This is a genomic window from Microbacterium arborescens (genome assembly GCF_030369635.1).
In the GTDB taxonomy this organism is placed as follows: Bacteria; Actinomycetota; Actinomycetes; order Actinomycetales; family Microbacteriaceae; genus Microbacterium.
In genome coordinates this window covers 1,110,353-1,135,011 of sequence record NZ_CP128474.1, presented here as the reverse complement: position 1 = coordinate 1,135,011, position 24,659 = coordinate 1,110,353, and the positions used below count along the sequence as shown (strand labels likewise).

The 24,659-nt window shown below is 65.0% G+C and carries 27 protein-coding genes, 1 tRNA gene and 2 pseudogenes; 11 read left to right on the top strand and 19 right to left on the bottom strand.

The window, feature by feature from the left end; translation table 11 throughout:
• Positions 1 to 28 precede the first annotated feature (28 nt).
• The 6 genes from QUC20_RS05360 to QUC20_RS05335 form a co-directional block, all read right to left on the bottom strand.
• Positions 29 to 1,276 carry a DUF418 domain-containing protein gene (locus QUC20_RS05360; protein WP_289331175.1) on the bottom strand — a complete coding sequence of 416 codons (1,248 nt, stop codon included), beginning with the start codon at positions 1,274 to 1,276 and terminating at the stop codon, positions 29 to 31.
• Entirely contained in the window at positions 1,266 to 1,802 is a 537-nt protein-coding gene (locus QUC20_RS05355) for a flavoprotein (RefSeq protein WP_183045293.1), read from the bottom strand. The genes QUC20_RS05360 and QUC20_RS05355 overlap by 11 nt, the downstream gene beginning before the upstream one ends.
• Positions 1,803 to 1,824: 22 nt before the next feature.
• On the bottom strand, positions 1,825 to 2,655 hold the full coding sequence (locus tag QUC20_RS05350; protein WP_289331174.1) for a T3SS effector HopA1 family protein: 831 nt from the start codon (positions 2,653 to 2,655) through the stop codon (positions 1,825 to 1,827).
• A complete protein-coding gene (locus QUC20_RS05345; protein ID WP_289331173.1) occupies positions 2,652 to 3,728 on the bottom strand; it encodes an aminoglycoside phosphotransferase family protein in 1,077 nt (358 codons plus the stop codon). The genes QUC20_RS05350 and QUC20_RS05345 overlap by 4 nt, the downstream gene beginning before the upstream one ends.
• 73 nt (positions 3,729 to 3,801) lie before the next feature.
• Positions 3,802 to 4,131, bottom strand: coding sequence for a hypothetical protein (locus QUC20_RS05340; RefSeq protein WP_094261966.1), 330 nt, complete (start codon positions 4,129 to 4,131; stop codon positions 3,802 to 3,804).
• A gap of 167 nt (positions 4,132 to 4,298) precedes the next feature.
• Positions 4,299 to 4,820: a DUF1269 domain-containing protein gene (locus QUC20_RS05335; RefSeq protein WP_289331172.1), complete on the bottom strand. Its 522-nt coding sequence runs from the start codon at positions 4,818 to 4,820 to the stop codon at positions 4,299 to 4,301.
• Between the two features lie 30 nt (positions 4,821 to 4,850).
• Here QUC20_RS05335 and QUC20_RS15935 point away from each other — a divergent pair.
• A pseudogene (locus QUC20_RS15935) lies at positions 4,851 to 5,012 on the top strand (hypothetical protein); the annotation flags it as partial.
• A 241-nt stretch (positions 5,013 to 5,253) separates the two neighbouring features.
• Here QUC20_RS15935 and QUC20_RS05330 read toward each other — a convergent pair.
• Genes QUC20_RS05330 through QUC20_RS05315 form a run of 4 tightly spaced genes read right to left on the bottom strand, consistent with a single transcriptional unit; the run spans position 5,254 to position 8,507 of the window.
• On the bottom strand, positions 5,254 to 5,562 hold the full coding sequence (locus QUC20_RS05330; RefSeq protein ID WP_289331171.1) for a hypothetical protein: 309 nt from the start codon (positions 5,560 to 5,562) through the stop codon (positions 5,254 to 5,256).
• A 37-nt stretch (positions 5,563 to 5,599) separates the two neighbouring features.
• Positions 5,600 to 6,256, bottom strand: coding sequence for an ATP-binding cassette domain-containing protein (locus QUC20_RS05325; protein ID WP_289331170.1), 657 nt, complete (start codon positions 6,254 to 6,256; stop codon positions 5,600 to 5,602).
• The gene (locus tag QUC20_RS05320; protein ID WP_289331169.1) at positions 6,253 to 7,704 is read right to left on the bottom strand and encodes a hypothetical protein; all 1,452 of its coding nucleotides are present in this window, start codon (positions 7,702 to 7,704) and stop codon (positions 6,253 to 6,255) included. The genes QUC20_RS05325 and QUC20_RS05320 overlap by 4 nt, the downstream gene beginning before the upstream one ends.
• Positions 7,701 to 8,507 carry a hypothetical protein gene (locus tag QUC20_RS05315; protein ID WP_289331168.1) on the bottom strand — a complete coding sequence of 269 codons (807 nt, stop codon included), beginning with the start codon at positions 8,505 to 8,507 and terminating at the stop codon, positions 7,701 to 7,703. The genes QUC20_RS05320 and QUC20_RS05315 overlap by 4 nt, the downstream gene beginning before the upstream one ends.
• A gap of 317 nt (positions 8,508 to 8,824) precedes the next feature.
• On the opposite strand from QUC20_RS05315, the gene QUC20_RS05310 reads away from it, so the two are divergent.
• Positions 8,825 to 9,613, top strand: a complete 789-nt coding sequence (locus QUC20_RS05310) for a serine hydrolase domain-containing protein (RefSeq protein ID WP_353105722.1) — start codon at positions 8,825 to 8,827, stop codon at positions 9,611 to 9,613.
• A gap of 63 nt (positions 9,614 to 9,676) precedes the next feature.
• On the opposite strand, the gene QUC20_RS05305 is transcribed toward QUC20_RS05310, so the two are convergent.
• Entirely contained in the window at positions 9,677 to 10,144 is a 468-nt protein-coding gene (locus QUC20_RS05305) for an HTH domain-containing protein (protein ID WP_289331166.1), read from the bottom strand.
• An 83-nt stretch (positions 10,145 to 10,227) separates the two neighbouring features.
• Positions 10,228 to 10,824 (bottom strand): hypothetical protein, encoded by a 597-nt coding sequence (locus QUC20_RS05300; RefSeq protein ID WP_289331165.1) that lies wholly within the window; start codon positions 10,822 to 10,824, stop codon positions 10,228 to 10,230.
• 235 nt (positions 10,825 to 11,059) lie between these two features.
• On the opposite strand from QUC20_RS05300, the gene QUC20_RS05295 reads away from it, so the two are divergent.
• The 3 genes from QUC20_RS05295 to QUC20_RS05285 all read left to right on the top strand — a co-directional run bounded on the left by QUC20_RS05295 (position 11,060) and on the right by QUC20_RS05285 (position 13,546).
• Positions 11,060 to 11,590, top strand: a complete 531-nt coding sequence (locus tag QUC20_RS05295; protein WP_289331164.1) for an RNA polymerase sigma factor — start codon at positions 11,060 to 11,062, stop codon at positions 11,588 to 11,590.
• Positions 11,591 to 11,696: 106 nt separating this feature from the next.
• On the top strand, positions 11,697 to 13,010 hold the full coding sequence (locus QUC20_RS05290) for a coiled-coil domain-containing protein (protein ID WP_289331163.1): 1,314 nt from the start codon (positions 11,697 to 11,699) through the stop codon (positions 13,008 to 13,010).
• Positions 13,007 to 13,546 (top strand): GIY-YIG nuclease family protein, encoded by a 540-nt coding sequence (locus QUC20_RS05285; RefSeq protein WP_289331162.1) that lies wholly within the window; start codon positions 13,007 to 13,009, stop codon positions 13,544 to 13,546. The genes QUC20_RS05290 and QUC20_RS05285 overlap by 4 nt, the downstream gene beginning before the upstream one ends.
• Positions 13,547 to 14,115: 569 nt before the next feature.
• Here the strand turns inward: QUC20_RS05285 and QUC20_RS05280 are convergent.
• The 6 genes from QUC20_RS05280 to QUC20_RS05255 form a co-directional block, all read right to left on the bottom strand.
• Positions 14,116 to 15,462: an SMODS domain-containing nucleotidyltransferase gene (locus QUC20_RS05280; RefSeq protein WP_289331161.1), complete on the bottom strand. Its 1,347-nt coding sequence runs from the start codon at positions 15,460 to 15,462 to the stop codon at positions 14,116 to 14,118.
• 17 nt (positions 15,463 to 15,479) lie between these two features.
• Entirely contained in the window at positions 15,480 to 16,448 is a 969-nt protein-coding gene (locus tag QUC20_RS05275; protein WP_289331160.1) for an SAVED domain-containing protein, read from the bottom strand.
• 193 nt (positions 16,449 to 16,641) lie between these two features.
• A complete protein-coding gene (locus tag QUC20_RS05270) occupies positions 16,642 to 17,274 on the bottom strand; it encodes a hypothetical protein (RefSeq protein WP_289331159.1) in 633 nt (210 codons plus the stop codon).
• Positions 17,275 to 17,426: 152 nt separating this feature from the next.
• Positions 17,427 to 19,046: a ThiF family adenylyltransferase gene (locus QUC20_RS05265; RefSeq protein WP_289331477.1), complete on the bottom strand. Its 1,620-nt coding sequence runs from the start codon at positions 19,044 to 19,046 to the stop codon at positions 17,427 to 17,429.
• 131 nt (positions 19,047 to 19,177) lie between these two features.
• Complete coding sequence (locus QUC20_RS05260; protein WP_289331158.1) at positions 19,178 to 20,173, bottom strand: SMODS domain-containing nucleotidyltransferase; 996 nt, start codon at positions 20,171 to 20,173, stop codon at positions 19,178 to 19,180.
• The gene (locus QUC20_RS05255) at positions 20,170 to 21,276 is read right to left on the bottom strand and encodes a CBASS cGAMP-activated phospholipase (RefSeq protein WP_289331157.1); all 1,107 of its coding nucleotides are present in this window, start codon (positions 21,274 to 21,276) and stop codon (positions 20,170 to 20,172) included. The genes QUC20_RS05260 and QUC20_RS05255 overlap by 4 nt, the downstream gene beginning before the upstream one ends.
• A gap of 187 nt (positions 21,277 to 21,463) precedes the next feature.
• On the opposite strand from QUC20_RS05255, the gene QUC20_RS05250 reads away from it, so the two are divergent.
• The 5 genes and pseudogenes from QUC20_RS05250 to QUC20_RS05230 all read left to right on the top strand — a co-directional run bounded on the left by QUC20_RS05250 (position 21,464) and on the right by QUC20_RS05230 (position 23,616).
• Entirely contained in the window at positions 21,464 to 21,607 is a 144-nt protein-coding gene (locus QUC20_RS05250) for a hypothetical protein (protein WP_289331156.1), read from the top strand.
• 15 nt (positions 21,608 to 21,622) lie between these two features.
• A pseudogene (locus tag QUC20_RS05245) lies at positions 21,623 to 22,194 on the top strand (hypothetical protein).
• Between the two features lie 68 nt (positions 22,195 to 22,262).
• Positions 22,263 to 22,406 carry a helix-turn-helix transcriptional regulator gene (locus QUC20_RS05240; protein ID WP_289331155.1) on the top strand — a complete coding sequence of 48 codons (144 nt, stop codon included), beginning with the start codon at positions 22,263 to 22,265 and terminating at the stop codon, positions 22,404 to 22,406.
• 43 nt (positions 22,407 to 22,449) lie between these two features.
• Positions 22,450 to 22,611: a hypothetical protein gene (locus tag QUC20_RS05235; protein ID WP_289331154.1), complete on the top strand. Its 162-nt coding sequence runs from the start codon at positions 22,450 to 22,452 to the stop codon at positions 22,609 to 22,611.
• 15 nt (positions 22,612 to 22,626) lie between these two features.
• Positions 22,627 to 23,616 (top strand): tyrosine-type recombinase/integrase, encoded by a 990-nt coding sequence (locus tag QUC20_RS05230; protein WP_289331476.1) that lies wholly within the window; start codon positions 22,627 to 22,629, stop codon positions 23,614 to 23,616.
• 202 nt (positions 23,617 to 23,818) lie between these two features.
• Here QUC20_RS05230 and QUC20_RS05225 read toward each other — a convergent pair.
• A tRNA-Pro gene (locus tag QUC20_RS05225) sits at positions 23,819 to 23,892 on the bottom strand.
• 142 nt (positions 23,893 to 24,034) lie between these two features.
• On the opposite strand from QUC20_RS05225, the gene QUC20_RS05220 reads away from it, so the two are divergent.
• A complete protein-coding gene (locus QUC20_RS05220; protein ID WP_289331153.1) occupies positions 24,035 to 24,652 on the top strand; it encodes a GNAT family N-acetyltransferase in 618 nt (205 codons plus the stop codon).
• Positions 24,653 to 24,659: the final 7 nt, after the last annotated feature.

The following is a 24,659-nucleotide window of genomic DNA, read 5'->3' as shown; positions in this document are numbered from 1 at the left end:
GCGGTGGTCATCGTCGAACGGAAACGCGCTATCGATTCCACGTGCCCTCTCCTCTGCTCGTTGCCTGTGCCTGATCCGGTTGCCGCCGCTTCACGACGAGCCGGATGAGGCTCTCCATCGGCCCCTGTTTTCCGGCACGATCCATAGCGATCGACAGGAGCGCGAACACGATCGTCAGCACCACTCCGATGGCGACCGCTCCGCTCGCCGAGACGCGGCCGTAGTAGCCGAATCCGTACGCCGCGACGGCGCAGATGATGCTCGTGAAGATGTAGATCGACAACGGGTATCGCCCCATCGCGGCCACGGCTCGAACCAGCGGGGACGCAGACAGACGCGTCTCCCGCATGAGGATCAACACGTACATCGCGACCGCGAGAACGGGAGGCGCGATGACCTGGCACCATGTCGAGAGCGCACTCAGCACGCCGGTGTCATGGGGCAGCAGAATCTGAACCCCGAGCTGATAGAGGTAGGCCGCACCCGCGACCACCACCGCGATCACGAGGACGGAGCGCGCCCGCCCAGTCTTCAGCACTGTCGATCCCGCAGCCCGGAGGCGCGAGATCCCGATGCCGATCAACAGAAGCCCGACGAGCTGCGGCAGTCCGACCGGGGCGAAGTCCTGCATGTAGACGAGCCAATCCGTCAGCCGCTGCTGCAGAATCGCCCCCGCATCGTGCGAACCGTAGGCGCTCGCCGCATCCGCCTGCAGACCGCGATAGGCGTCTGAGACGGCGGACATCGCGTTGGTGGCACCGTCGCCGCGGGTTCCGATGCGCGCCAGCAGATCGGAGACGACGAGCACGAGAGGGAACATCGTGATGCTCGCTCCGATCGCTATCTGAGCGATCGGTTGGCGGAACCGGAAGTACAACGCGATCACACCGGCGATGAAGTAGTAGAGGAGGATGTCACCCCACCAGACCAACAATCCGTGGAGCAGTCCGACCACCCCGATCGCGCCGAGCCGGATGATCGCGTATCGGAACTCTCGCCGCCCGGCCCCCGCCCGGGCGAGACCATGCCCCATCGCGAGAACGAACATCCCCATGCCTGTCATGGTGGGGACGCTGAGGAACAGCATGATCGCGGCGTCGTCCACGGGGACACCCGTGAACGGGCTCGCGCCCACGACCTGTTCGTACCGGATCGGAGTCAGGATCAGCGGAACGTTGGTGAGCAGGAGCAGGATGATGCCGACGCCGCGCAACAGATCCGGACCGAGCAGTCGCGCTGGCGCGAGCTCCTCCCTCGTTCGAGATTCAGTCGTCACGGCTCGCCTCCTCGGCGCGCGTCGCGAGCTGCGCGACGAGCTTGTTCAGACCGTGCCGGCTGACCCCCGCCTGCGCTCGGCCGCTCAGGTCTCGCGCCGCCCCGGGCTCTTCGGGAGGGAACGCGAACCCGTCGGCCGCCAACTGGTCGAGAACGCGTTGCACGGCGGGTCGGGATCGCATCTCGTCGTTCAGAACGGGGAGCAGGCCGACCGGGCCGCCGAAGTTCGCCAGGGTCAGCGTGAGGAGGTTGCTCGTCGAAGCGACGGCAAGGCTGCTCAGGGTGTTCAGCGTGGCGGGAGCGACCAGCGCAATATCGCTGTCGGCAGCGAGAGAGCGATGACGTGGGACCCCGCCCGTGGGCTCGTCGACCTCGACGTAGACCGGGCAGTTCATCACCGAACCGGTCAAAGCGGGCGACATGAGACGCGCGGCCGACGGCGTCATCACGACGGCGCAGCCGGCAGCGGCTGCGCGCATCCGCGCGAGTTCGGGCAGCAGCGAGATGAGGGCAGAAGAGGCGCACATCCCGATGAGGAGCCGCGGCAGCCTAGGCGGCATCCGACACCTCCGGGAGCAGCCGGTAAGGCGCGGCCGCGTCGATCCCCGCGGCGGTGAACTCGCGTTCGATGGCCGCAGCCAACGACGGGCCCGAGCCTGGAGGCGTGCGGAGTGCGCGCGCCACGCAGGCTGCGCGCACCTGGCCGGCGCTGTCGCGCGCCGGACCCTCGATCCACGAGACGCCGGAGTCGTCGATCTTGGCGAACAGAGAGTGCTGCGGCGACGTGGTGAAGTGCCGCGCGATCGCACCTCCCCCCAGCGCGTCGAGCACGGGCTCGAGGTCGCCCCGCGGAAGGTAGATGGTGAAGGCGTCGGGCCGGGGGTACTCCTCTTTCACGCTGAGCGCTTTGATGACGTAGCGGGTGGTGATCGCGCCGATTGCCGCGGCGAGCATGCGGCCGGCGTCGGGCGCAGCATCCCGGGCGACGGGTGCATAGACACGGACTCCCTGATCCGGCGGTTCGGACGGCGACAGCAGACCCGCGAATGCCGGCGACAACCGGTCACGGACGGCAGGCAGAGAAAGGACCCCCTCCGCGACGACGTCGCACGCGTCGACCCGCACGCGCAGACCCGCCTTCTCGAAGACCGACGCGCCTGCGCCACCCTGCGTGACGGGCCGCCATCCTTCCTCGTGTCGCATCACGCTGCCGAAGATCTCTGCAGCTGAGAAGGCGGAGCGGGACGAGGGCGCTCCGCCCGAGGTCGGGCTCCGTCGCAGGTGGAGCACCTCGTAGAGCTCACGGGTCAGAGCCGAATCGTCGGTCATCGTGAGGCTGTCGGCGGTGCGCTCGACTTCAGACACGATCGCGTCGATCATGCGACCCCGCTCCTCGCGCGGAACCAGGCGTACGAAGCGTCGAGCCCCCAGGGCCGCAGGAGCACGGAGGGATTCTTGACGAACGCGCACCCCATGACGGAGAAGGATCGCCCGACACGCGTCTCACCGTGGAGGTGGTGAGCGAGCGCGCCGGCGCGGTGCAGCAGATGCACGCCGACGAAGGCTGCCGTCCGCGAGAGGAAGTCCTCGGGGTCGGGAGTTTCGCCGTGAAGGGCGCGGACTGTCGCCCGATATCCCGCGATAACCGCCCGGGCGCGGTCATGCAGTCGGCCGGCGACATCCGGAATGTAGTGAGACATCTTCTCGTCGGTTTCGGGCGGAGAGTCGATGACCAGGTACTCGATCATCGACCCCAGCAGAGAACCCAGGTCGAACAGCGGATCACCCACGCGAGACAGTTCGAAATCGACGAATCGGACGTCGGACGTGGAGTCGACGAGGATGTTGTCGAGCCGTGCGTCACCGTGGATGAGCGATGTCTGTCGCGCATCCGTGAGGTCGGTCAGACGCGCCGTGACGGCAGAGTCGGCCTGAACCGTGCGAACGACCTGAAGCTGCCCTGGAGTCGACGTGATCAGATCGTCGGGACGAAGAGGCTCATCATCGGGAACCAGATCGGCGAACGGGCCGAGCAACCGTGACGCCCACTCCGGCAGCCGTCGCGTGCCGGCGTGGAGGCGGGCGAGCTGAGCCCCGAGCGGAGCCCATGCTCCCGGCGACTCCCCCAGCGAGTCCCACGCCGCACGCGCTGTCGGGTGCGGCAGGAACTCTGTGACGAGGATGTCGCTGCGACGATCGTGGAGGATGCAGCGAGGCCCGATGTCGGCGATATCCGATTCGCCCAGCAGCTGATAGACGAGCCCCTCGGTGAGAAGCGCGCCGTCGCCGACCGGCGTCCGCTTCTTCCCGCGTTTGAGAAGCAGTTCGCGCCCGTCCCGAGTTCGGGCGCGAACCACTTCGTTCCGCTCGTCCTGCAGAGATGTGACCGTGGCGTCCGAGATGCCGAGGGATGCCAGGTAACGCACCCAATCGAAGTCGGACTGCTCGGTCATGGGTCTCCTCAGACTCGCGCGTGCTCGGGACGTACGCGCCGCGAGATGTCGGCGCGAACGGTGGGGGGATCCGTCAGCACTTGAGCAGCCACGTCGCGCACTTGAGCACGACCGTGGTGCGGATGACGATGCCGCCCATCTCGGGTGCGATGTACTCGTCGCCGAGCATGTCGCTGATGTGAGCCTCGAAGGCGTCGACGTCCTCGATGAGCGCTCGACCGTGTTCTGCCACGGCGACGTCGGCCGCTCGGCGAATGAAGTCGAGGTAGTCGCGCTCCTCCGGCGTCAGCGAGTTGCGGAACTCGTGGAACTTGGACGTGAATTCAGCCAACCGGCTGCTTTCCGGGTCGCACAGCACCTGGAGCTCGGCGTCGAGATCGACGGTGTCAAGAATGAGTGACATCTTTCCTCCTGTGTGAACACACGCAACGAGTTGTTACGTGACGCAAAGCTAGCGCCGACGAATTCGGCCCCGTTAGAGACCTTCGTAGCGGTTTTGCGGCCCGCGCCCGGTGATGGACAGCCGGACGGCTCCCTACCTGACGAAGCGTGTGAGAGACACCAGGTGGATCACGCGGTGATCGCGTCGACGATCTTCGCGTCGCCCTTGTTCACCGCATTCACAACGGCGTCGTAGTCGCCCTTCGCGATCGCCTTGTTGACGCGCTTGGTAGCCCTCACGAGGGCCTTCTCGACACGGTCGAGGAAGACGTCGTCGACGACGGCGACGATCGCCGACGAGCCCGCGGGTAGCCACTCCTCGACGTCGACACCCAGCGACTTCTCTTCGTGCCTCTTGATGATCTCGCCGACGCCTGCACCGATCCCGAGCCCGGCAACGCCGGTCAGCAGAAGCACCGGCGGGGCGAAGAGCCCGACGACCAGGCCGACGACGGCGCCCACGGCCGTCCCGTAGGCCACGATCCGTCCGCCGTGCTGCTTGACGTGCACATTGCCGTCTGCGTCGCGTGTCAGGACGATGGCAGCCACAACGTTGAGGTCGTCCATCGACTTGATGAATGAGAAGTCCTCGTGAGCTGAACCTTCGTCATCGTACGTGGCGACGAGCAATTCTAGATTTCGGTCAGTCATAGCCGTTTCCTTTCGACTCCGGGGTGGAGTGTGAGTGCAAGCACTCTGCGACACCCGACGTCGGGGTTACAGAGCAGTAGGTCCCGTCGCAGCCGCCGTGTGTGGTCTCGTCATGATGTTCGGGCTCAGCGTGGGGCGACCCTGCGGCTCATCCACCCCGTCGACGGTCAGATGCTCCTCAATCGAGAGCAGCTCGCCATGAACGCGACCGCGGGGTGGAAACTGGTCGTGCACGGCCCGGGCGCTGCTGGCGACGCTCGCGCCTGGGGGCTCCCCGCTTGCCCGACCAGGCGTGGCTCGTCCAAACGGAAGGCCTCGTCGGCCAGGGTGTGGACGTCGCTGACACTGCGGGTGGTGAAAGAGGCCGTCGCGCCGCGCTCCCGCTCCGCGCGCAGGATTCCGGTGACACGCCCGACGCTGCCGTCGCCGCATATCAGGGAACGAACATACTCGCTTCGCGAGCGAGGGTGCATCCAACGAGTACGACCGCGATCGCCACCAGAGCAACACCTAAGACACCGGCCACCTGCAGTCCGCGTCGCCGGCGGGCCAGCAGGGCGGCGACGAATGCGACCAGGATGCACAAAGCGCCGAAGAGGCGCAGCCCTACCGAAACGGCTACGGCTAGGTGGGCCTCGTCATCCCGCACCGCGAGGAGTCCGTTGAACACGTCTAAGCCCGCAAGAACAACGGCCCCCGACGCGATCGCTGAAGGCGCCGCAGGGTGAATCTCGAATTTCATCAGATGCACCTTTCGTCGCGCTCCAAGGTGCCACAGATCATGAGTGAGGCCTCACCTGTTGTTTGACCAGGCGCTGCTCCTCCACACGGAAGACCTCGTCGGCCAGGGTGTGAACGTCACGGTCGCTGTGGCTGGTGAAGAGGATCGTCGAGCCGCGCTCCCGCTCCGCGTGCAGGATGTCGGTGACACGCTCGACACTGCTCTTGTCGAGGGCGTTGAAAGGCTCATCCAACAGCAGAACCTCCGGCTGCTCCATCAGGGCCTGAGCGAGCGACAGCTTCTGCTTCATCCCGAGCGAGTAGTTGCGCACCTTCTGCTTCGCATCGGGATCGAGCCCGACACGCATCATCGTGGCTCTGACGTCCTCCGCGGTGATCTGACGGCGGATCCGAGCGAGTTCGAGAAGATTCTGCAGCCCGGTGCGACCCGGGATGTAGGCGGGCCCATCGATCGCGATACCGAATCGCTCAGGGAACGTGCGGCGCGCAGACAGCAGTGACGGATCGATCCAGATGCTGCCGGAATCGGGCGTGACGAATCCGCAGATCACCTTCAGAAGCACCGACTTGCCCGACCCGTTGGGCCCGGTGAGCGCCACCGTGGCTCCGCGACGCAAGTTGAGGGTCGCGCCCCGGTAGAGGTCGATACCTCCGAGGGTCACGCTGACATCGCGTACCTCTACGACGTTGTTCATCTGATGAGAACCTTCCCGGGCGACGAAGATGAAAGCGGAGCCGTCTTGGGTCCGCGTCGGGTGGCGATGAGCACCGCGGCGCACGTAACCGCGGAGAGGAGCAGGGCGTTCGCGATGGTCGCCACCCACCCGCCGTCGAAGAGGACCGCGCTGCTGGCGCGTTGCGTCAGCCACACCGCGGAGGCGGGAATCGGAATGGCTGCGAGTGCGGTCACGACGCCGACGACCACGAGGCCGCTGACCTGCTTGTTCGAGATGAGCACGGCGCACGCGACACACGCGACGTAGAACGTGATCTGGATCGCCTGCATGACGCTGGCCTGGAAGAGCAGCAGCATGACACTCGGCTCCCCCACGATCGTCCGCCCGCCGGCGACGAAGTACGCGGCGACGGCGGCAGTGAGGACCACCGCAGAGTACGTCAGAGCCTGACCGAACTCTCGCGAAACGATCGTGATGAGCTGGCTGCGGCGACTCCCGTACCGCAACGCCGTCACCAGCCCCCAGGGCCCCGCGAGCTGCGCCATCCGGAACTGAGCGGCGAAGGCATAGCCAACGACGAGGATCACCGCGACGAGCATCTGCAGCATGGTTCCGGTAGCACCGAAGTACATCGCGGTGAGAAACCCCACGAGGTCGGTGTCGCGCGCGCCGAAGGCCCCCGCGGCCAAGAGCGCCACGAGGGCTCCGGCCGCGCTCGGCAATACCCAGTCGGGAGCGCTGATGGAGGCCTGACGTGCGCCCCGGTCGAGCAGAGCCGCCGCGATGATCAGGCCGATGACGGCGACCGCGTAGGCGAGCACGACGTCGCCGATCATCGTCGGCTGCGCTGCCAGGGCCGGGACGAGCGTATACGCGCGGAAGTCCGCAAGGCCCCCGAGCGGCAGGAACCCGGTCGCGGATGCTGCCGCCCACAACCACGCCGCGATGCTGAGTGCGACAGCCACGGCGTGGAGGCTCAGCAGGGCCAGCATCTCGACGATCATCCTCGTCAACACGAGGAAAAGGCCGAGCAGCGCGACCTGCGCACCGATCGCCGCCCCGAGCGGCATCCCGACGTCGTCGATGCGCGCAATGAGAGTCGAATCCCGGTCGAGCTGTCCGCCCAAGTCGACGGCGACCGCCGCCGCCGCTCCGGTGATGACGGCCAGGAGGGGCGGCATCATCGCCCGGAGCGCCCGCCAGCAGATGCGCCGCAGGTGGCTCGAATAGCTGCCGGCACGGATGAGGCGAAGGAACGTGGCTGTGCGCCGTGAGTCAAGGGGGCCGTAGGCCAACCACAGCGGGGTCACGACGAAGGCGAGGAACGTGGGGCTCGTCAGCGTGCTCAGGACCCCGAGTGCCAGTTCTTCGTGAAGCCCTGCCGAGCTCGCTGGCCGCTCGAGGACGCAGTACCCGAACGAGGCAGCGGCGACAGCTGCCCACAGGGCGATCCGCCAGCGATTCACGCAAGCTGACCGTTCGTCGGCGCGCGATACAGCACGAGAGCGGCGAAGACGAGCGTGACTGCTGCTAGGACGAGCATGGGGGCCGCAGCGATGAGCGGCGCCGAGGCTTCGAGCCCAAAGGGGAAGAGCGAGTACAACAGGCCGAAACGGGGCAACCCGATGAGCGCTGCGCCGACCGTTGAGCCCAGATAGATGAGGAACGGGAGGCCGAGGGCGAGGATTCGATTCGGCAGCGTGACCAGGAAGCAGCAGCACAGAACGGCGAATGCGGCTGAGCTCAGCGAGACCCAGGCGGCGTACCCGAAACCGAAGGCGAGCTCGCCGTATTCGAGCAGGAAGCTGTAACTCGACCGCTCCAGGCTCTCCGCGGCGGCTTGCGCTGCGGTCATGTTGTATCCCTCCGGGTCGATACCCGGGTCACCGACCATCGGCCACACGGAGAAGGCGACCACGAATGCGGCGAAGACGTACAGGAAGAAGATGAGCGCCGATATCCCGGCCGCGCGCACCATGTGGCGGAGAACGAATTCGCGAGCGCTCATCCGGTTGCGGGTGTTCGCGACGAATCGCTCCGTGAGCCGCGCATATAGCCGCAGGCAGGTCAGCAGAGCGACGACCAGCGGCAGAATCAGGCTCACGGGCGCGAGCATCATGATCGCGAAGACGTCCGACCTGTCGCGGAACGAGCCGCCGGATGCCGCGTTCACGCCGACGACGATCGGGGCCAGCACCACCACAACGGCGACTATCGGGGCGATGAGGTCGCCGCGGCCGTCAGAGCCTGCGAGGATCGATCGCTTCATTCTCCCCTGATCTCTCTTCGAACCGACATAAAGCTGAGCGCGCATTTCAGATGCAGGGAGCGGCCCTGGCCGCGACTCGCCCGTTACTCGCAGAATTCGTCGTCTCCATCTTTCGAACGTATCAACACCCGCCGGCCCATGATCAGGCCCATGGCACCCATACTCCGCCAACATTGGCAAGCTGAAGTCAACCGACGCTCGCGAATAGTCTGAGGAGCATGAGTTGGAGGGTGCGTCACAAGAGTTCGGCCTATCGCGTTCGCGACTCGGAGCGCGTTACCGTCGAGCATTTCGGGCCGCCGCATCGCGGTTCTCCGATGCTCGAGTGGGGCTCGGTCACGAAGACCGCCACCGCTCAGATCGCGCAGCAGCTGGACCGCGCAGAGATCGTCGACCTCTCGGCTCCGGTAAGCGAGTACCTGCCAGAAACCGGTCTACCCCGCAACGTCGATGTGCGCTCGTTGGTGACCCACACCTCGGGCCTCGCCAGGCTTCCCTCACGGATGATCGAGACGATCGCCGAAGCCCGCGACCCCTATGCGAAGTACACGACGGAGTACTTCGATTCCGAGGTGTTGCCGAATATCTCAACGCAACACAGCGGGCACGTCGGCGTCGTCGCGTACTCGAACCTTGGCTACGCGGTGCTGACGCGTGTGCTCGAGGTCACGACAGGTCTCGACTGGTGGACGCTCGCGAAGGAATACGTCTTCGACCCGCTCGACATCACGGCCGTGTCGACGTCCCCCGAGCCGGAACGTGTGCCCGTTCTGCGCACCTGGACGGGGCGCATTCGCGAGCAGTGGCACGATCCCGGGCCATTCGTCGGGGCCGGCGGCTTGCATGGAACTTTCGATGCGCTCGAGCTGTACGCCACTTCCATCACGCGGCAGACGCCCGGAGAGAACCCGCTGGGCTGGATGGACGATTCATCGTTGTGGTGGCATAACGGCCATAACCGAGACCATGGGTCATTCGTCGGCGTCACGCACGATGGAGCGCGAGTCATCACTGTGCACACCCTGGGATACAACGCGGGACGTGCCGACCGGATCGCCGCACGGTTGGAGCGGCACCCCCTGGAGTGCTCTGCATGGCGCCGCTAGGAGAGCTCATACCACGGGAGAACCCATTCAGGCGCTGCCGTAACCGGGAATGACGGCGGTCCTTCACCTTCCCGGATCGACAGTTCCAGGACGCGCTCGCTCGATCGCGTTCGTGAGATAGGACAGCCTCGATGCGAGCGCGTACTTTCGATCCGCAGGCAGCGATGCTGGTTCGCGGAGCGCCACGGCGAGGTCGGTCGGCTTGGCATGGATCAGTAACGCAATATTCTCCAGAGTGAGATGAAACTGAGCCGTCAGCCCTTCCAGGGTCGCCCGCAGTCGTTCGTCATCATCGATCTCTAAACCCTGACCAATTTGCGCCGCGAGAACCGCCAGCCGAGTCACCTCATCCGAGGAGAGCGACTGGGGTTTCACTGTGACACCGACGGCACCTGCCTCAGCCCCGGTGAAGAAGGATCGGAGCTTCGCGGTTGGGATCTCGGTGATGGCCTCGAGGCTCTCCTCAGAAAGGCGCCCATCATCGACAGCGCGCTTGAGCTGCTCAGCAGGATTGAACATCTGGGTAGTCATGATCGACTCCTTCGCTTGTCAAGGGCCGAGCCGCTGTGGCAGGAACGGTGGCAGTCGCCCCGATCACAGCGGCCCAGATATCGTTAACCCGTGTACGTGTAGAGCGTGTAATTCGGCACGACGGTAGCAACTGGGACGCCTACGAGGAAGGCCGTCCCGGTTAGTACACCAGAATACCGATGGCCACGGAGCCGGCTAGTCGGCACCGAGCCGGAGAATCCGGAAACGAGAGTCGTCCCACCCGAGAGTCCGTGGCTCACGTCCGTGACGTTGAAGGTACCGGTGAAGGACGTGGCCGGAACCGACATCGCGATGCTGTAGTGGAAGCTCCCGCCCGAACCGGTCACTGTCAGCGTGCCTGCGTCGCCGGGGTACACCACCTTCGGCGTCACCTGTCCCGGCACAGCCGCCGATGGGATTCTCTGCATTGCGAAGGTCACGCTCTCGCCCTCATGGAGCGTGTGCACTTCTCCCCCCAGTTCGAGTAGGTATTCGGCCGGAACGATGCGTTCGCTCGCGCTCGCAACAGGCGCCGTCATACCCAGGGAGAAGAACCCGATCAGCATGGCCAGGAGCACGCCGAGCGGGCGCATCCTACGTACCCTCTTCTGATCGACACCCGCGACGTCAGAACTCTCCGGAGGCTCGGTTACTGTGAACTCGTGCGTTGCCGTGATCATGGCCACTTCCTTCATTTGGATGAATCGTTCGCACCGGACACGGAACGCGGCCGGTGTCTCGGTAACGTTTGCCTGCCATGAGATTCCTGACAGCAGCGATCGCGACGAGCCGCACCGGCACCTCTTGAGTTGACGCAGAGTCGGATGTCATGATGCGAGTTGTCGGCGACCTGTTCATCGCAACGGCCCAGGTAGTTACTGACCGGAGACGAACCGCCGTCTGTGGGGAGGTCACGTGCCGAAACTGTTCACTGCTCTGTACGCAGATAGAGCCAGGTCAATTGAGCGCTACATCCTGTCACGCATCAACGACGTCGATCTAGCACAGGACCTGACTGCCGAGACCTTCGCTATCGCGTGGCAAAAGTACTCCACCGGGACTCGCATCACGAGCGGGTGGCTATTTCAAACTGCACGGAATCTCATCGGAAACGAGTATCAACGACGGAGTCGCGTCAAGGAGCGGACACGACAACTGGTGGCCGAAGAACTGACCAGGGCTCGGAACCCCATGAGCGAACTGGCGACCGTCGAGCTGCAGGACGCGGTCGCGAAACTTAGGCCTGCTTATGCGCTGGCACTCGAGCTCACCTACTGGTGTGGGCTGCCCGCTGCCGAGGCGGCAGAGGTGCTCGGGTGCACGACGAGCTCCTACTGGCAGCGCCTGGCACGGGCTCGTGCAGCCCTTCGGGCCGAACTCAGCGACCCCGCGATCGTCACCCGCCAAACAGGTGCCCGCACCTCGCCCGGACGCCCCGGGCGTTAGCTGGTGATGCGAAGCGCGAGAGGGGGTGAGCGGAGCCAGTAGGGAACACGCGCCGCTCGCCCCGATAACCTCGAGTCACCAACCAGGCGTGGCGAACGGAGCAAGGATGGCGAACGAGGACGATTCGCGCGACGAGATCGAGCTCGTCATCGACGGAGATGGTCTGGCGGTCATCGGCGACGCGCTGGCGGTCGAGCGTTTCCTCTCAACGGCGGGTGTTGCCTCCCGCGAACTGAATCTGTCGCACGCTGTCGGTGGAGCTCTCAACATCGGTTCGGCCGCCGCGAAGGGTGGAGCCGAGCTCACTGCCAACGCCGGTCGCTGGGTGAAGCTCACCGAGGATTCGGCCAAGGCCCTGAAACTCGGCAACGCCATGAGGGGCTCATCGGACGGCGTCAGCCGCGCCATCGTGACCACGAGCAAGGGCAAGATCACAAACATCCTTGAGTTCGTGAAGCCCGGAACGGTCGGCTCTATGCTCACGAACCCGGCGATGCTGGCCGGCGCAGCAGGCATCATGGCACAGCTCGCCATGCAGCAGACCATGCAGGAGATCACGGACTACCTTTCCGCGATCGACGAGAAGGTCGACGACGTCCTGCGGGCGCAGAAAGACAGCGCACTCGCCCGCATGATCGGCGTCGGGCTCGTCATCGACGATGCCATGCTGAAGCGCCATCACGTCGGTCGTGTGTCGGAAGTGACGTGGTCGAATCTCCACGGCGCGGCGCAGGCCATCGCAGAGACGCAGGCTTACGCGCTTCGCCGCGTCGACGCCCTGGCCGAGAAGATTGAAAAGAAATCGCGCATCGGCGACATCGCGAAGGTCGCGAGGGATGCAGAAGGAGAGATCGAGGAGTGGCTGGCCGTGCTGGCTCGCTGCTTCCAGCTCCAGGACGGCCTGGCTGTGCTGGAGCTCGACCGAGTCCTCGACTCCAGCCCGGACGATCTCGACCGTCACCGCGAGGCGATCCAGGCCGGCCGCGCCAAGCGTCGTGACCTGATCGCGAAGAGCACCGAACGCCTCCTCGCACGCATAGACGCTGCAGCGGCGACAGCGAACAGCAAAGTGCTGTTCCACCCGCTCAAGCCCGGCGAAGTAGTGCGCTCCAGTAACGAGGTCGCCGAAGACGTGCTGGTCTTTCACGAGACACTCGGCATCTCCGACAGCCGCCTGAACCTAGAGAAGAAGCGCTGGGCCGTCGCCGCTAGGGAGGCACGGGATGCCACTGTCGACACGGGAACAGCCCGCGCACGGGCGGTTGGGAGGATGGGCGCTCAAGGAGCCGAAGCGGTCGCATCCTTCAGCGTCGATGCGGCTCACACAGCAAAAGACACGGCGGGGAAAATCGCGAGCACCATCGCGTCGAGGTTGCGGCCTCGCCACGGCGACAAGCTCGCGGACTCTGAGGGGCCATGAAGCTCCTCGATGACGGCTCCTTCCGATCAGCTGGTGAGGTCGGGCCGCTCGTACCGAACGAGTTCGGCGTCTACGCCATCCGGCTTCGCGGCGGCGCGACTCTCGCCGAGCCGTTTTTCTCCGTTCGCGATGGTCGCGACCTGATCTATATCGGACAAGCGGAAAAGCAGACGCTCCGGAAACGACTACTCGGGAACGAACTGCGAGCACGCGGTAACGGAACCTTCTTCCGTAGCATCGGCGCGGTGCTCGGATACCGGCCCCCGTTCGGCTCACTCGCCGGTCGAGCCCGAATGCAGAACTACCGCTTCGCCCCCACCGACCGGAACGCCATCGTCAACTGGATCGACGCGAACCTCGAGGTGAGCTGGGCCGTCCTGCCGCAGTCCGAAGTGCAGGAGGCGGAGGTCGCCTTGATCCGAGAGAACACGCCATTACTGAACCTGCAGCACAATCCACGAGCGCGCTCTGAACTCGCGTTGCTTCGAGCCAACTGCCGCGCCATTGCCGCCGGATTGTCCACTTCTGCGTCGTGATTCCTTCGTCGGCGAGCGTCTCGTCAGTGTCACGGCTGTAAACAGGAGCGTCGCACTTCGGCAGCGACCGGAGCAAGTGGATCGAGCGGCTGGGCCAGGGGCGACCAACCCCCCGGACACGACGAAGCCTCGACGAGAATTGGCTTCTCATCGAGGCTTCCGACCGTCGGGATGACAGGATTTGAACCTGCGACCCCTTGAACCCCAGGCGCCTAGACGACGCTGGCGAAACCAAAAACCGCGCGCTTCTGGCGCTCGCCAAATGCAGCGCACGTCGCGAGATGCATGGTTTGCATGATCCTGGTCCCCTTTTGGTCCCCCTCCCGCGCGGCCCGCGGAGAGCCGTTGGCAGGCACCATACATCGATTGCTACGCGTTCGACGGCCCCTCGACTGAACGGCCGCGTAACCGGGTAAAAAGGGGTGTATCCGGGAGGCGCCAGCAGCGACCAGCCACCTGGGGCGGGACGAGACACAAAATCGATCCTGCTGTTCCGGCACCCCCCAGACCGGGCTCACCCCGTGTGACGTCCCCACCAAAAACGACTGGATGTGATTCAAGCAGAGGTTCTACCGGATGACGACTGCATGATGGTCCGAGGCGACAACACGTCCACCTTGCAGGATGTACACCTCAACGAAGTGGTTCCCTGCGTAGCTGGTGGATTCGCGATGTTCCACACCCTGCGTGCCGTCACCTTCGAGGAGTTGCCCCCGGAGCTGCCCAACTCTCTCTGCCTCTTCTCCCTTGTTGCGCACCTTCCAGATGACATCAAACTGTCCAGGAACATCAGTCACTACTCGGAAGAGGAGATCTCGGTTCTTCTCGACTCGACCGTCGACGCGGAGCGAGCGCGCCACGCGTCCAGAGTCCCGAAGTACGAAAGCATCGATCCGCGCGCTATGGCCGCCAGCATACGCGTAGTGCTCGTGAATGAACTCCTCTTCTGGAGCTCGAAGAACGAGAGCCTTCCGCTGCCCGCTGTGCCCAAGCGACTTCGCCAGTCTTACGTTCTCTTCAGCAACAAAAGTGTCTCCGAAGAGTTTGCGCCAACGGCTTGCGCTCGTGGCTTCGTCGTCCTCGACAAGCGCTTCTCTCGCCCACTCGGCGTAGCGCTGTACCTGCACGCGGAAGTTTGCGTACTTCTCCTGGGCCCACCGATGGTTGAAGTAGGTCCCAAGACAGCTCGGGTCTTCGAGGACAGGCATCTGCTCGTGCCAGCGCAGCCAAGAGGCCAGGTCTTCGAGAAGGGCGACCAGCGTTGAACCGACTGAGGCGTACCGAGCCTCGGTGTCGAAGGCTTGGACTCGTCCACCGAGAAGTGTTGTGAGGATCACCGAGGGGCAGTCGAAGGTGTTCTTGTAGTCCCGGATGTATTTCAGAAGGCGGATGACTCGACGGAGGTTTCCGTTCGTGATGTCATCCTTTTCCTTCATCCATGACGTGAACCCCGCGGGGTTGGTGTCCTCAAACTTGTTCTCTTTGTAGTTGACGATGACTTGAGATCCGTCATCGCGCACGATGTAGGGCACCACATCAACATGACAATCATTTGCGTAATCGATTCGGACGCACCGATTCTTTCTCTGAAGCATCGACTTATAGGTCGCGTTCCGCTTGAAGGCGGCTCGCACCTCTCGCAGGTACTCTTTCGGGTTCTGTGACCACTCAGAAACTTCCTCGATGTGTAGAAGAAAGTCGGCGTCGAACTCGTCTAGCGCTCCGACGGGCGTGATGATTGTCTCGTGGGCCCATGATCCCTGCGGGATGTGGTCTTGGTAGCGAGTACCAATCACCGCGTCTTTCTTCAGAGCATCCACGATGGCAATCACTCGACCGTCGAGCTGCTTCAGTTTCCACTGCTTGAGGTTCACCGTGTTCTGAAGAAAGGCGGTGAAATAGTTCTCGAGTTCCATGCGACCTCCGTTGTTTCTTAGTGCACCGTGAGCGCGATTACGTAGCCTTGTGCTCTCGTTCGTTGATAGATGACTAATTCCGGTTGGGCGTCGCGCATGTGGAGTCGCCCCATCTGGATCGCCGCTGGCGCCGGAACAGCTGCGACCACGTGAACGCGAGAGACTGTCGGGAACTCTTTTTCTACGAAGGAAAGAGCGCGTTGCCAGCCGTCCGAAAACCGGTCGAGTGCGGCCCTGGTGTCGATCACGCTGGGGCCGGGCGTTTCAGTTGCAAGACTGAGCACTACACGGGGCAAGCCGCGAACCTGCGGAGGGATCTCGTCGAGCTTGACGTGCGCGGTTACGTTCACGGTCAAGAGAATCTCGTCGAACGTTTGCGTGGCTGAGTCGTTGTTGGTTACGGACACGCCATACGCCGGCGAGTTCGCCGCGTCAGTGGCCCAGGCCCATGCTCGCGCGTCGTCGAATCTCGCACGGCGGAAGAGGACAGTTTCGCTCTTGTCGTCGAGGCGGGAGCCAAGGTGTACGAGCAGAGGGATCGGGGCGAGCGCGAACACCGCTGCCACCTCGACGTCGCTGGCCTCGATCGCGGCCAGCAGCGAATCTACGGCCCGATCGATGCGCTGAATGCCCCTCGTCCACGACCAGTCTGCGTCTTCAGGATCGTCCAGCACGACTTCGTACATACCCGTACGAGTGGCCTCGCCGAAGCCCGTCAGATGGAGCGGGTGGAGCGCTTCCGCAATCTGTCTAGGAGAAGGCGGAGCGAGAGTTCCTCGTATCTTCCCGGTGACTTTGAGGACGGCAGCCGGTCGAAGGGTCGCAAAGTCAGTAACTTCGCGGACACGGCGCTCGTGCGTGATCTTGGCATCGCGGAGATACTCAGCCGTGAAGAAGCCGACCATTTCAGGATCATCGATCCGTCGATGGCATTCGTGGCAGAGCAAAAGGATGTTCTCTTCGGCCGAGCGTTCTCGCAACGACAAAGCTGACTTCCCTCTCGGCGACTTGGCGCCATCAGTGGCTCCGACGTTGTGGGCGAGTTCTGCAACGGAGCGGGAGTGAAAGAAGCTTCTAGTGTCAAGGAGGTAAGCGGCACAGAGTACGCAACGGCCTGCAGAACGAGCCCATACCCGGTTCTGAACCGACGGCAGTATCGCGATTCGTTGTATCTGTGAACTAGGCACCCGACGACACTGCCTTCCGTCCGAAACGTCGCAGGCTATCCCTCGTATTGAGCGCCCTTTGGCTGCGTACACGGTCCGCAGAGCGCCTGCATGCCGAGACCATCGCGGCTCTGTCGACACTCATGTCCTCCAAGCGGGGCGGCGGCTTCCGCTGCAACGCCGGAGCTGTGCGCTTCTCCCACCCGTCAGACAATAAGAAACTGAGCGGTCTCATGATTGCCCATACAAGCACCGCCGTGACGCGGTCTGAGTCGTCGAAGACTACGCAGAGCTGCCATCGCCTCGTGCCCGTGCCCGTGCCCGTGCCCGTGCCCGTGTCGGTGTCCTTGTCCTTGTCCTTGTCCTTGTCCTTGTCCTTGTCCTTGTCCTTATCCTCATCCTTGTCCTTGAAAAGGGACTCGCGCGTGCCGACCATAGCTTCGGTCACCTTGTCGAGCGTCGAGGCGACATCGAAACCGACTGATTCCGAAAGCTCATCCGAGATGGTCTTGGCAACATTGGACTCCACTCCAGCCTTGCGGACCGCGGCACGTAGCTCCACAACGGACTGGGCCTTGTTGGTGGGCATGTAGCGTCGCAGATAGCAGCGGACGTGGGCACTCAGCGCCCAGAGCAGACGGACCATGGCGTTTCCTCTCGTGGCATCGTCAGCTGACGAGACGGTGCGTAGAGAGTGACCCGACGGCCTGTTGGCGAGGGACGCCGTATCGAGGATGAATCTGCGTCCCTTCCGACGTTGGGCTCTCCGGCGACACAAGTAAGAGGCCGCGTGCTGTCTCATCCGCGAGTGTCCTGTGTCGCGGGACGGAAGTGATGCCGTGGGCCGGCTGGTGCGTGTGGCAGGGAGATGAGGTGGGTTCCTGAGACTAGTGCCTCTACCTGCTGGAGGTGCAGACCGATCATGTTGACGAGTGTGGCGGCGACGGCAGCGAGGTCTGCGGCCGAGCCGTGGAACGTGGGTACGGAGCATCCTCGGGTGGGGATCAGTTCGTCGCCTTCGGCTGCTTCCTTCCAGAGTGCGTGGTACAGCTCCAGCGCGCCATCGGCCAGCACCAAGCGGCCTGTTTGGTCGTCGAGCTCGGACGGCGTACAGGTGTCACGGGGCGCGCAGATGTTGGCGATACCGAGCGTTCCCGTCCTGGCGTCGGTGGCGACCTGGGCGATCAGTGCCGTGCGGTCTTCGCCTGCGAGGCTGTCTAGGTAGGTGGTGATGCTGTGGCTGACGGTGGCGTCGATGATGAGGTCCGCGGCGAGGGAGACGGCTGGGTCAGGGACGCTTCCTTCTGCGACGGTGACGGTCAGGTCATCGCGGATCGCGCGGAGGCGTGTGGCGAGGGCGTCGGCTTTCGTCTGGCCGATGTCGGCTTCGGTGTAGTTCTGTCGCACTAGGAGCCCGCCTGTGATGGTGCCGGGGTCGCAGACAGCGATGGTGCTGGCCCCGGCGCGTGCGATGAACTCGGCGAGCCATGAGCCGAGGCCGCCACACCCCCAGATGTGAACGGTCTTTCCTCGGAAGCCGTTGACGGGCCGGTCGTCGTCGCGCCGGGTCGTGACCTCTTGCCGTTCGTCGGACATGTTGCACCATTCGATGGGGATGTCGGCGTTGATGATTCCGGGGTCGAGGTTGACCGCGGTGCCGTGCTTCTTGGCGAGGCGCCGGAGCGCGTCGGCGGTAGTTGCGGGGAGGCGTCCGCCGAGAAGATGGTGCGGTCCGCCTGCGGGGTGCGGCACGGCGAGCACGAAGTACTGCTCGGTGCCGTCAGAGTTTCGTAGCGCGCTAGCGAGGAGCGATGTGAGGAACGCGGGCGACTGCGGTGAGACCCGTGGTGACCGTCCTTCGGCGCGGTCAAGGTGCGGGTCGTCCAGGAGCGTCAGGAACAGCGCGAAGGTGGATGCCGCACCGAACGGGAGGTCGCTCGCAAGGGCAAAGACGGGCGTGCGGTGTCCGTCGTGGTCGGTCGAGTAGGTGAGGTCGTAGCGGTGCGGTGAGCGTGTAATCAGCCGAGCGATCTGACGCTGCTTCGACGGGCCGGGTTCGCGGACGACGATGGTGGGCGTGGCGTCGGCGTGGTGAAGCACTCCTCCGACAGCGTGGTACATCGCGGTCGAGGGATCGAACACTCCGGCGGAGGCATCGGTGAGCCAGTCCCACAGTCGGCTGAGGAACCCGGCCATTCCGGCGGATGGGCGCCACTCTCGTGAGGGATCGAGGTAGATGCAGAGCCGCTGCCCTTGGAGGACGTGCGGGAAACCGAGGAAGCGTGTGTGATCAACCTCGGCGCTCGGCGGCGAGAACAGAGCGGGGCGAATCTTGACGATGAGCTCCTCATCGTCTCCAAGTTCCAGCCCGCCGGGGCGGTGAGGGATGTCGACGGTGTGGAGCCGGAGTCGGAGGATGGCGTTGCCGTCAGAGTCGAGCCGAGGCTGCTGGACTATCCGGACGTCGCGGGGGTGCCCCCTGTCGAGTGACCTCAGCTCGTCAACGAGATGCTTCTGCCAGGCCGACAGCGTGGCCCGGTTGCGGCGGCTCATCCCGCGCGGCCAGACCGCCCCACGGTGGAAGGGGCCGCGGGAGCTGCTGCCGGGAACTTCGCGCTGCTGGACGAGGTGGCCGGAGCCTTGAAGCCGTCACCGAAGATGCCCTGCCACAGCTCGATGCTGCGCTCCTTGTTCTCCTCCTCGTACGCCTCTTCGATTTCGGCGGCGTGGACATGAATGCGGTCCCGGAAGTAGCTGTAGGTGGACTGCTCCCACCGATGGTCGAAGGTGACACCGGACCCGGACGGGTCTGGAATGGGGGGCTTGGTCGGGCGTGCCTGGAGCCAGGCGTCGAGGTCCTTAACGAGGTGCAGGAGAGTCGCGGGGACGTCGCTGTAGTAGCCAGGATCGAGCAGCGTGCGCAGCTCGGTGACCTGCTCGCCGAGCAGTGTCGTCAGGAGGATCGACCGTGTGCCTGTGAAGGAGTTCTTGTGGTCGCGCAGGTACTTCATCAGCCGGATGACCTTGCGGAGGTTGCCCTTAGCGAGCGCGTCCTTGCTCTTCATCCAGTCTGTGAAACCCTGGGGGTCGGTCAGTTCCCAGGCGTTGTCGTCGCGGTTGACGATGACTTCGCGACCATCGGCGAGGTTGAGGTGCGGCACGATGTCGAGGTGCATGGAGTTCGCGTAGACGACTCGGACGCAGCGGCACTTGCGTGAGTGCGGCATGTCGCCGTAGATGCTGTGGCGATGCAGTGCCGCGTAGACCTCTTCGATGTACTTCTCGGGGTCGTCGGCCCAGTCCGGGTTCTCGCTCATGTCGAGCATGAAGTCGGCGTCGAACTCGTTGCTGCCCACCGGGTTGATGATGGTCTTGTGCGCCCATGAGCCCTGGGGCGTCTTGCCGAGGATGAGGTGCCCGATCTGCTCGTCGGCCTTCAACGCCTTATAGACCGCCTCGACGCGAGTGTCGAGCGAGTCGAGCTTCACCTGGCCGAGGTTGACGGTGTCCTTGAGCAGGACGTTGAAGTAGTCAGTGAGCTTCATCGGGAGACCTCCGTGGTCGACATGCTGGTCGGGTCGCCGCGGTGTCGGTCTCCGATCAACGGTGTGTAGTCGGCCGCGCGATGATCTGCGAATCGCGCGGTGTAGATAGGGCTGAGCTCGCGGCTCACGGACGCGGCGAGGCCGGCGACGTCGCTCGGGTCTGCCGAGTCAAGTGCGTACAGTCCGCCCGGCACGAGAGCGTCGAACCTGGTGTACGCGGCCTTGCCGATCAGATGCTCAGCAATGCCCTGTCCGCCACGGCTGCCGGCGGTGAGGATCAGTGGCGCGATCGGCTTCGCCCAGTTGAGCAGCCCGCCGCGGTCGAGGCGCTTAGGGTGGTTCGTGAGCTGGTCGATGGTGCCCACGTTGAGCACCCTGATCGAGGCGAGCGGTACGTCGAGCATGCTCACGGCCTCGGCGATCGCGACGACAGAGGGGTTATTCGCCCACACGCCGCCGTCGATGAGGCGGTGTCCATCGACCCGCGCGGCAGGAAAGTAGAGCGGTGCCGCCGAGGTCGCCATCGCGATGTCCACCATCGGGATGCGCCAGTCCCGGGCGAGCCGTCTGTGGTGCGGCGTCTTGAAGATGTGCACGGAGCCACGTTGCACGTCCCACGCCGGGATGACCAACCGTTTCGTGCTGTCTCCCAGCAGCCTTTCGCCGAGCACCTTGGTTAGGGCAGTGTGCAGCGCGTCGCTGTCGTAGATGGGTGCAGTGAGTTGACGAGGACGCCGCCACAGTCGCCGACGCGCGGCCGGGAAGACCGCCTCGACCAGTTCCTCGTAGTGCCCCACGATCTCGCTCGGGGTGAGACGGGCGCCCAGCGCGAGTGCGACAATTCCACCCGCCGATGAGCCAGCGATCAAGTCGAAGGAGTCCTGGATGCTGACGTCGAGGTCCTGTTCCAGCCGCGCTAGGACGTGAGCCGTGAACAGTGCCTTGGCTCCCCCGCCATCGAGGGCGAGAATCTGGAAACGATCTACGGATGGGGTGCTTGGCTCGATCATCGTGGATGGATGGCCCTGCGGCCCGGGCATGGAGGCCTGACCAGCCGGCATCTCGCCTCCGGGATCGGTCGAACTTGCAGGAACTACACCCATGTAACTATTCTACGCCGCCGCACCGACATTCCCCCGGGCTCAGACGCTCGGTGACATCGGCAGACCGGCGAGCAGCTTCCTCCGCCCACGACCGGCTCGCCAAGGGAGACAAGTTCGTCGCGGAGGGTACACCCGCGAGTACGACCGCACCACGCCGGAAGGCGAGGCGGTCAAGGCGGAAGAGTTCGTGGCGAAGAAGCTCGGCCATGACCTCGCCCGCACCCGCTACGAGGTCGACCGCGCCCGCCGCCAGCCCGCCGTCGCGCAGGAGGCCCCGGGCCAGGCGATTGATGCCGGGGCGCGCCGCGCCGCACCGGCGCTCGGACTCTGACCGGCGGTGACAGCGATGAACGAGAATGACACCGCCGCCGAGACCGACGAGCCGGACCTGGACGAGGAGTCCGAGGAGTTCGACGGGCCGCTGATCCCGGAGCCTCCGCACCCGATCACTGGAACCTCCTGACCAGCGAGGAAGCGGAGGCCGAGTGGCTGGAGCTGAACCGCTGGGACGATTGGCTGCGCCGCACCTACGGGCTGCCTGCTTCGGTGGTTCCGCCGTTCTGGCACCGTCATCCGGAGCTGCTGTGGGAGCTGAGCGCGCTGCACCTGCATTGGCTGTCCGCCTACGACCCGGAGCAGAACGGCTCCGCTCCACTGGGCTGGCATCGCGACTTCGCCGACGCCCGTCAGCGGCTCCGTGACTGGGTCGCAGCTTCCGGAACCCGTCTCGACCGAGACCGCCCCACCCGGCAAATCACATGGCCCGGGGAGGACCCGGCAGGCCCAGTCGAGGACACAATCATCGCTCACCGCGATCAGGACTTCGTGCAGTTCGTCCTCGACGATGTCGCCGCGCGCCGCCAGGCCGAGGACGAGTTCTATGCCGGGCTCGACCCGAACACCGGAGAAGTCGCGTGAGTGATACCGGCGGCACGATCGTGGTCTCGCCTCTCATGGACAGTCGCGAGATCGCCGCCTAACTCAAGGTGTCCGAGTCGACTTTGTCGAGGTGGCGTTCCGCCGGTCAGGGGCCGCCGTTCCTGCGGCTGGGCGGGATCGCCCGATACCGCGTCGAGGCGGTCGACGCCTGGCTGGCAGGCCTGGAGCACGGCGATGCCCCGGAAGGCTGAGCCACTCCCGCAAGCACAGCCGAAACCGGTGCCTCCGGTCGGCGTGAAGATTTCCACCGATCTGGAGCGTCGTTCCTACGGCATCCGCGCCCGTGCCCGCTGGACGGACCCGATCAGCAAACGCCGCATCATCCGCTCCGAGATCGTCGCCGATGAGGCTGCGGCGCACGAGTTCCTCGACTCGCTGCGGCGGTCATCGGCCTAGGGCATGGACGTGTCCATGACGCTCACCGAGTTCGTCACCAGGATCGGCGACCGACGGGCGCGCGGCCTCGACCCGACCTCAACCGGGGAGACCTACGGGTACGGGCTCAAGCTCCGCGTGCTGCCTGCTCTCGGGCACTTGCCCGTCACGCAGATCACCGCCGGGATCATCGACCGCACCATCGATGCCTGGGAGAAACGGCACGGGGCCTCGACGATTAAGAACTCCATCGCCCCACTCGTGCGAGTCCTCGACGAAGCAGTACGCGACGGGCTCATCCCGATCAACCCCGCGAAGAACCGCGCTAAGCGCAGCCTGAACCGCAATGCCTTCCGTCTCCAGCCTGCGGAGGGTGCTTCCCCGCGCGCGCATGCGATCCCCGACATCGGAACGCTGACGAAGCTCGCTGAAGCTTGCGGGAAGATTCACCAGTCGTACTCCGACTTCGTCATGCTCGCCGCCCTCCTCGCGGCGCGTTCATCCGAGGTCTCGGGCCTCCAAGCCGGTGACGTCCGGTTCGACAAGAGCATCGTGGTGATCGCCCGGCAGACCTACCCCGGCAAAGGCGGGCTCATCACGAAACAGACCAAAGGCCGGAGCGAACGCCGCGTGCCGATCCTCGACCCACTCCGACCGGTTCTTGAGCGGCTCGCGGAGGGAAAGGAGCCCGATGACCGGCTGCTGGTCGGCCCGAAGGGCGGCGCTCTCACGACCGCGACCGTGCGGGAGGCGACGAACTGGGACCAGATCGTCAGCGATCTCGGCCTGCCCGACCTCACCCGACACGGCCTCCGGCACACCGGCGCGACGTGGATGGCCGACGCAGGCATCCCGCTCCACATCCTCCAGGGCATCCTCGTCCACGCCTCCGTCGAGACCACCCGCGGATACCTGCACCCCGACGACCGCCACCTAGCCTCCGCCGCGGAGCAGGCCAACCCCTTCCTTGCCCGATCCTCCAAGGCAAGCAGACCGAGCCGGCGCGAGGCGTCGAGGTCGCTGTGACGGGTAGCCAGAAGCCACGATCAGATGCTCTGGTCCCCTTATCCACAGGCGACGACTTCCAGAGAGCCAGCTACGCCCTCGGCCGTCCGCGGGCTGGCGCCGATGCCTTGGCGAGGGGACCAGAGGGGGGACCAAACGAAAACCCGTCGCCAGACATGACGAAGCCCTGATGAAAATCACTTCTCATCAGGGCTTCAGACCGTCGGGATGACAGGATTTGAACCTGCGACCCCTTGACCCCCAGTCAAGTGCGCTACCAAGCTGCGCCACATCCCGGTCCGCTGTCCGCACGCGGACAACTCCCCTATCCTAACGGGTCCCGAGCCCGCTCGCGAACCGGCGCACCCGGGCGCGTTGCGCTTGCATCTGCGACGACCGATCGTTGCCCGGTGTCCGGGGCGGGCAGTACCGTCTGGCCATGAGCGAGACGACGATCGTGCCGGTGACGCCCGGCAGCTTCAGCGATGCCCAGCACGCGATGAGCGGCGGCGGCGACGGACACGAGTGTCAGTGCCAGTGGTGGACGATGACAAATGCCGACTTCCAGCGCACCGATATCGACGGCCGCGCCGCAGCCTTCCGCAGCGAAGTGGATGCCGCGCCCTCCCCCGGCCTCATCGCTTACGTCGACGGCGACGCCGCCGGCTGGGTCCGTGTCGGTCCGCGTACACGCCAGATTCGGTTGAGCAAGACACGCGCCTACGCAGGCGCGACCGAGGAGCCCTGGGACGACGCGGATGTCTGGGCCGTGAGCTGCTTCGCGGTGCGGAAGGAGCATCGCGGCTCGGGCCTCAACGCGGCACTCCTCGACGCCGCGATCGCCTTCGCCCGCGAGAACGGCGCACGGGTGGTCGAGGCGTACCCCGTCGACCCGGATGCGGGGCGCAAGGTCACCTCGAACGAGCTGTACCACGGTGCTCTCTCCACGTTCCTCAGCGCGGGGTTCCGCGAGGTCGCCCGCCCGAAGCCGCATGTCGCCGTCGTCTCGCTCGACCTCGCCGATGCGAACAAGACCGATGCCGGCGAGCACCCGTGACGCTTCG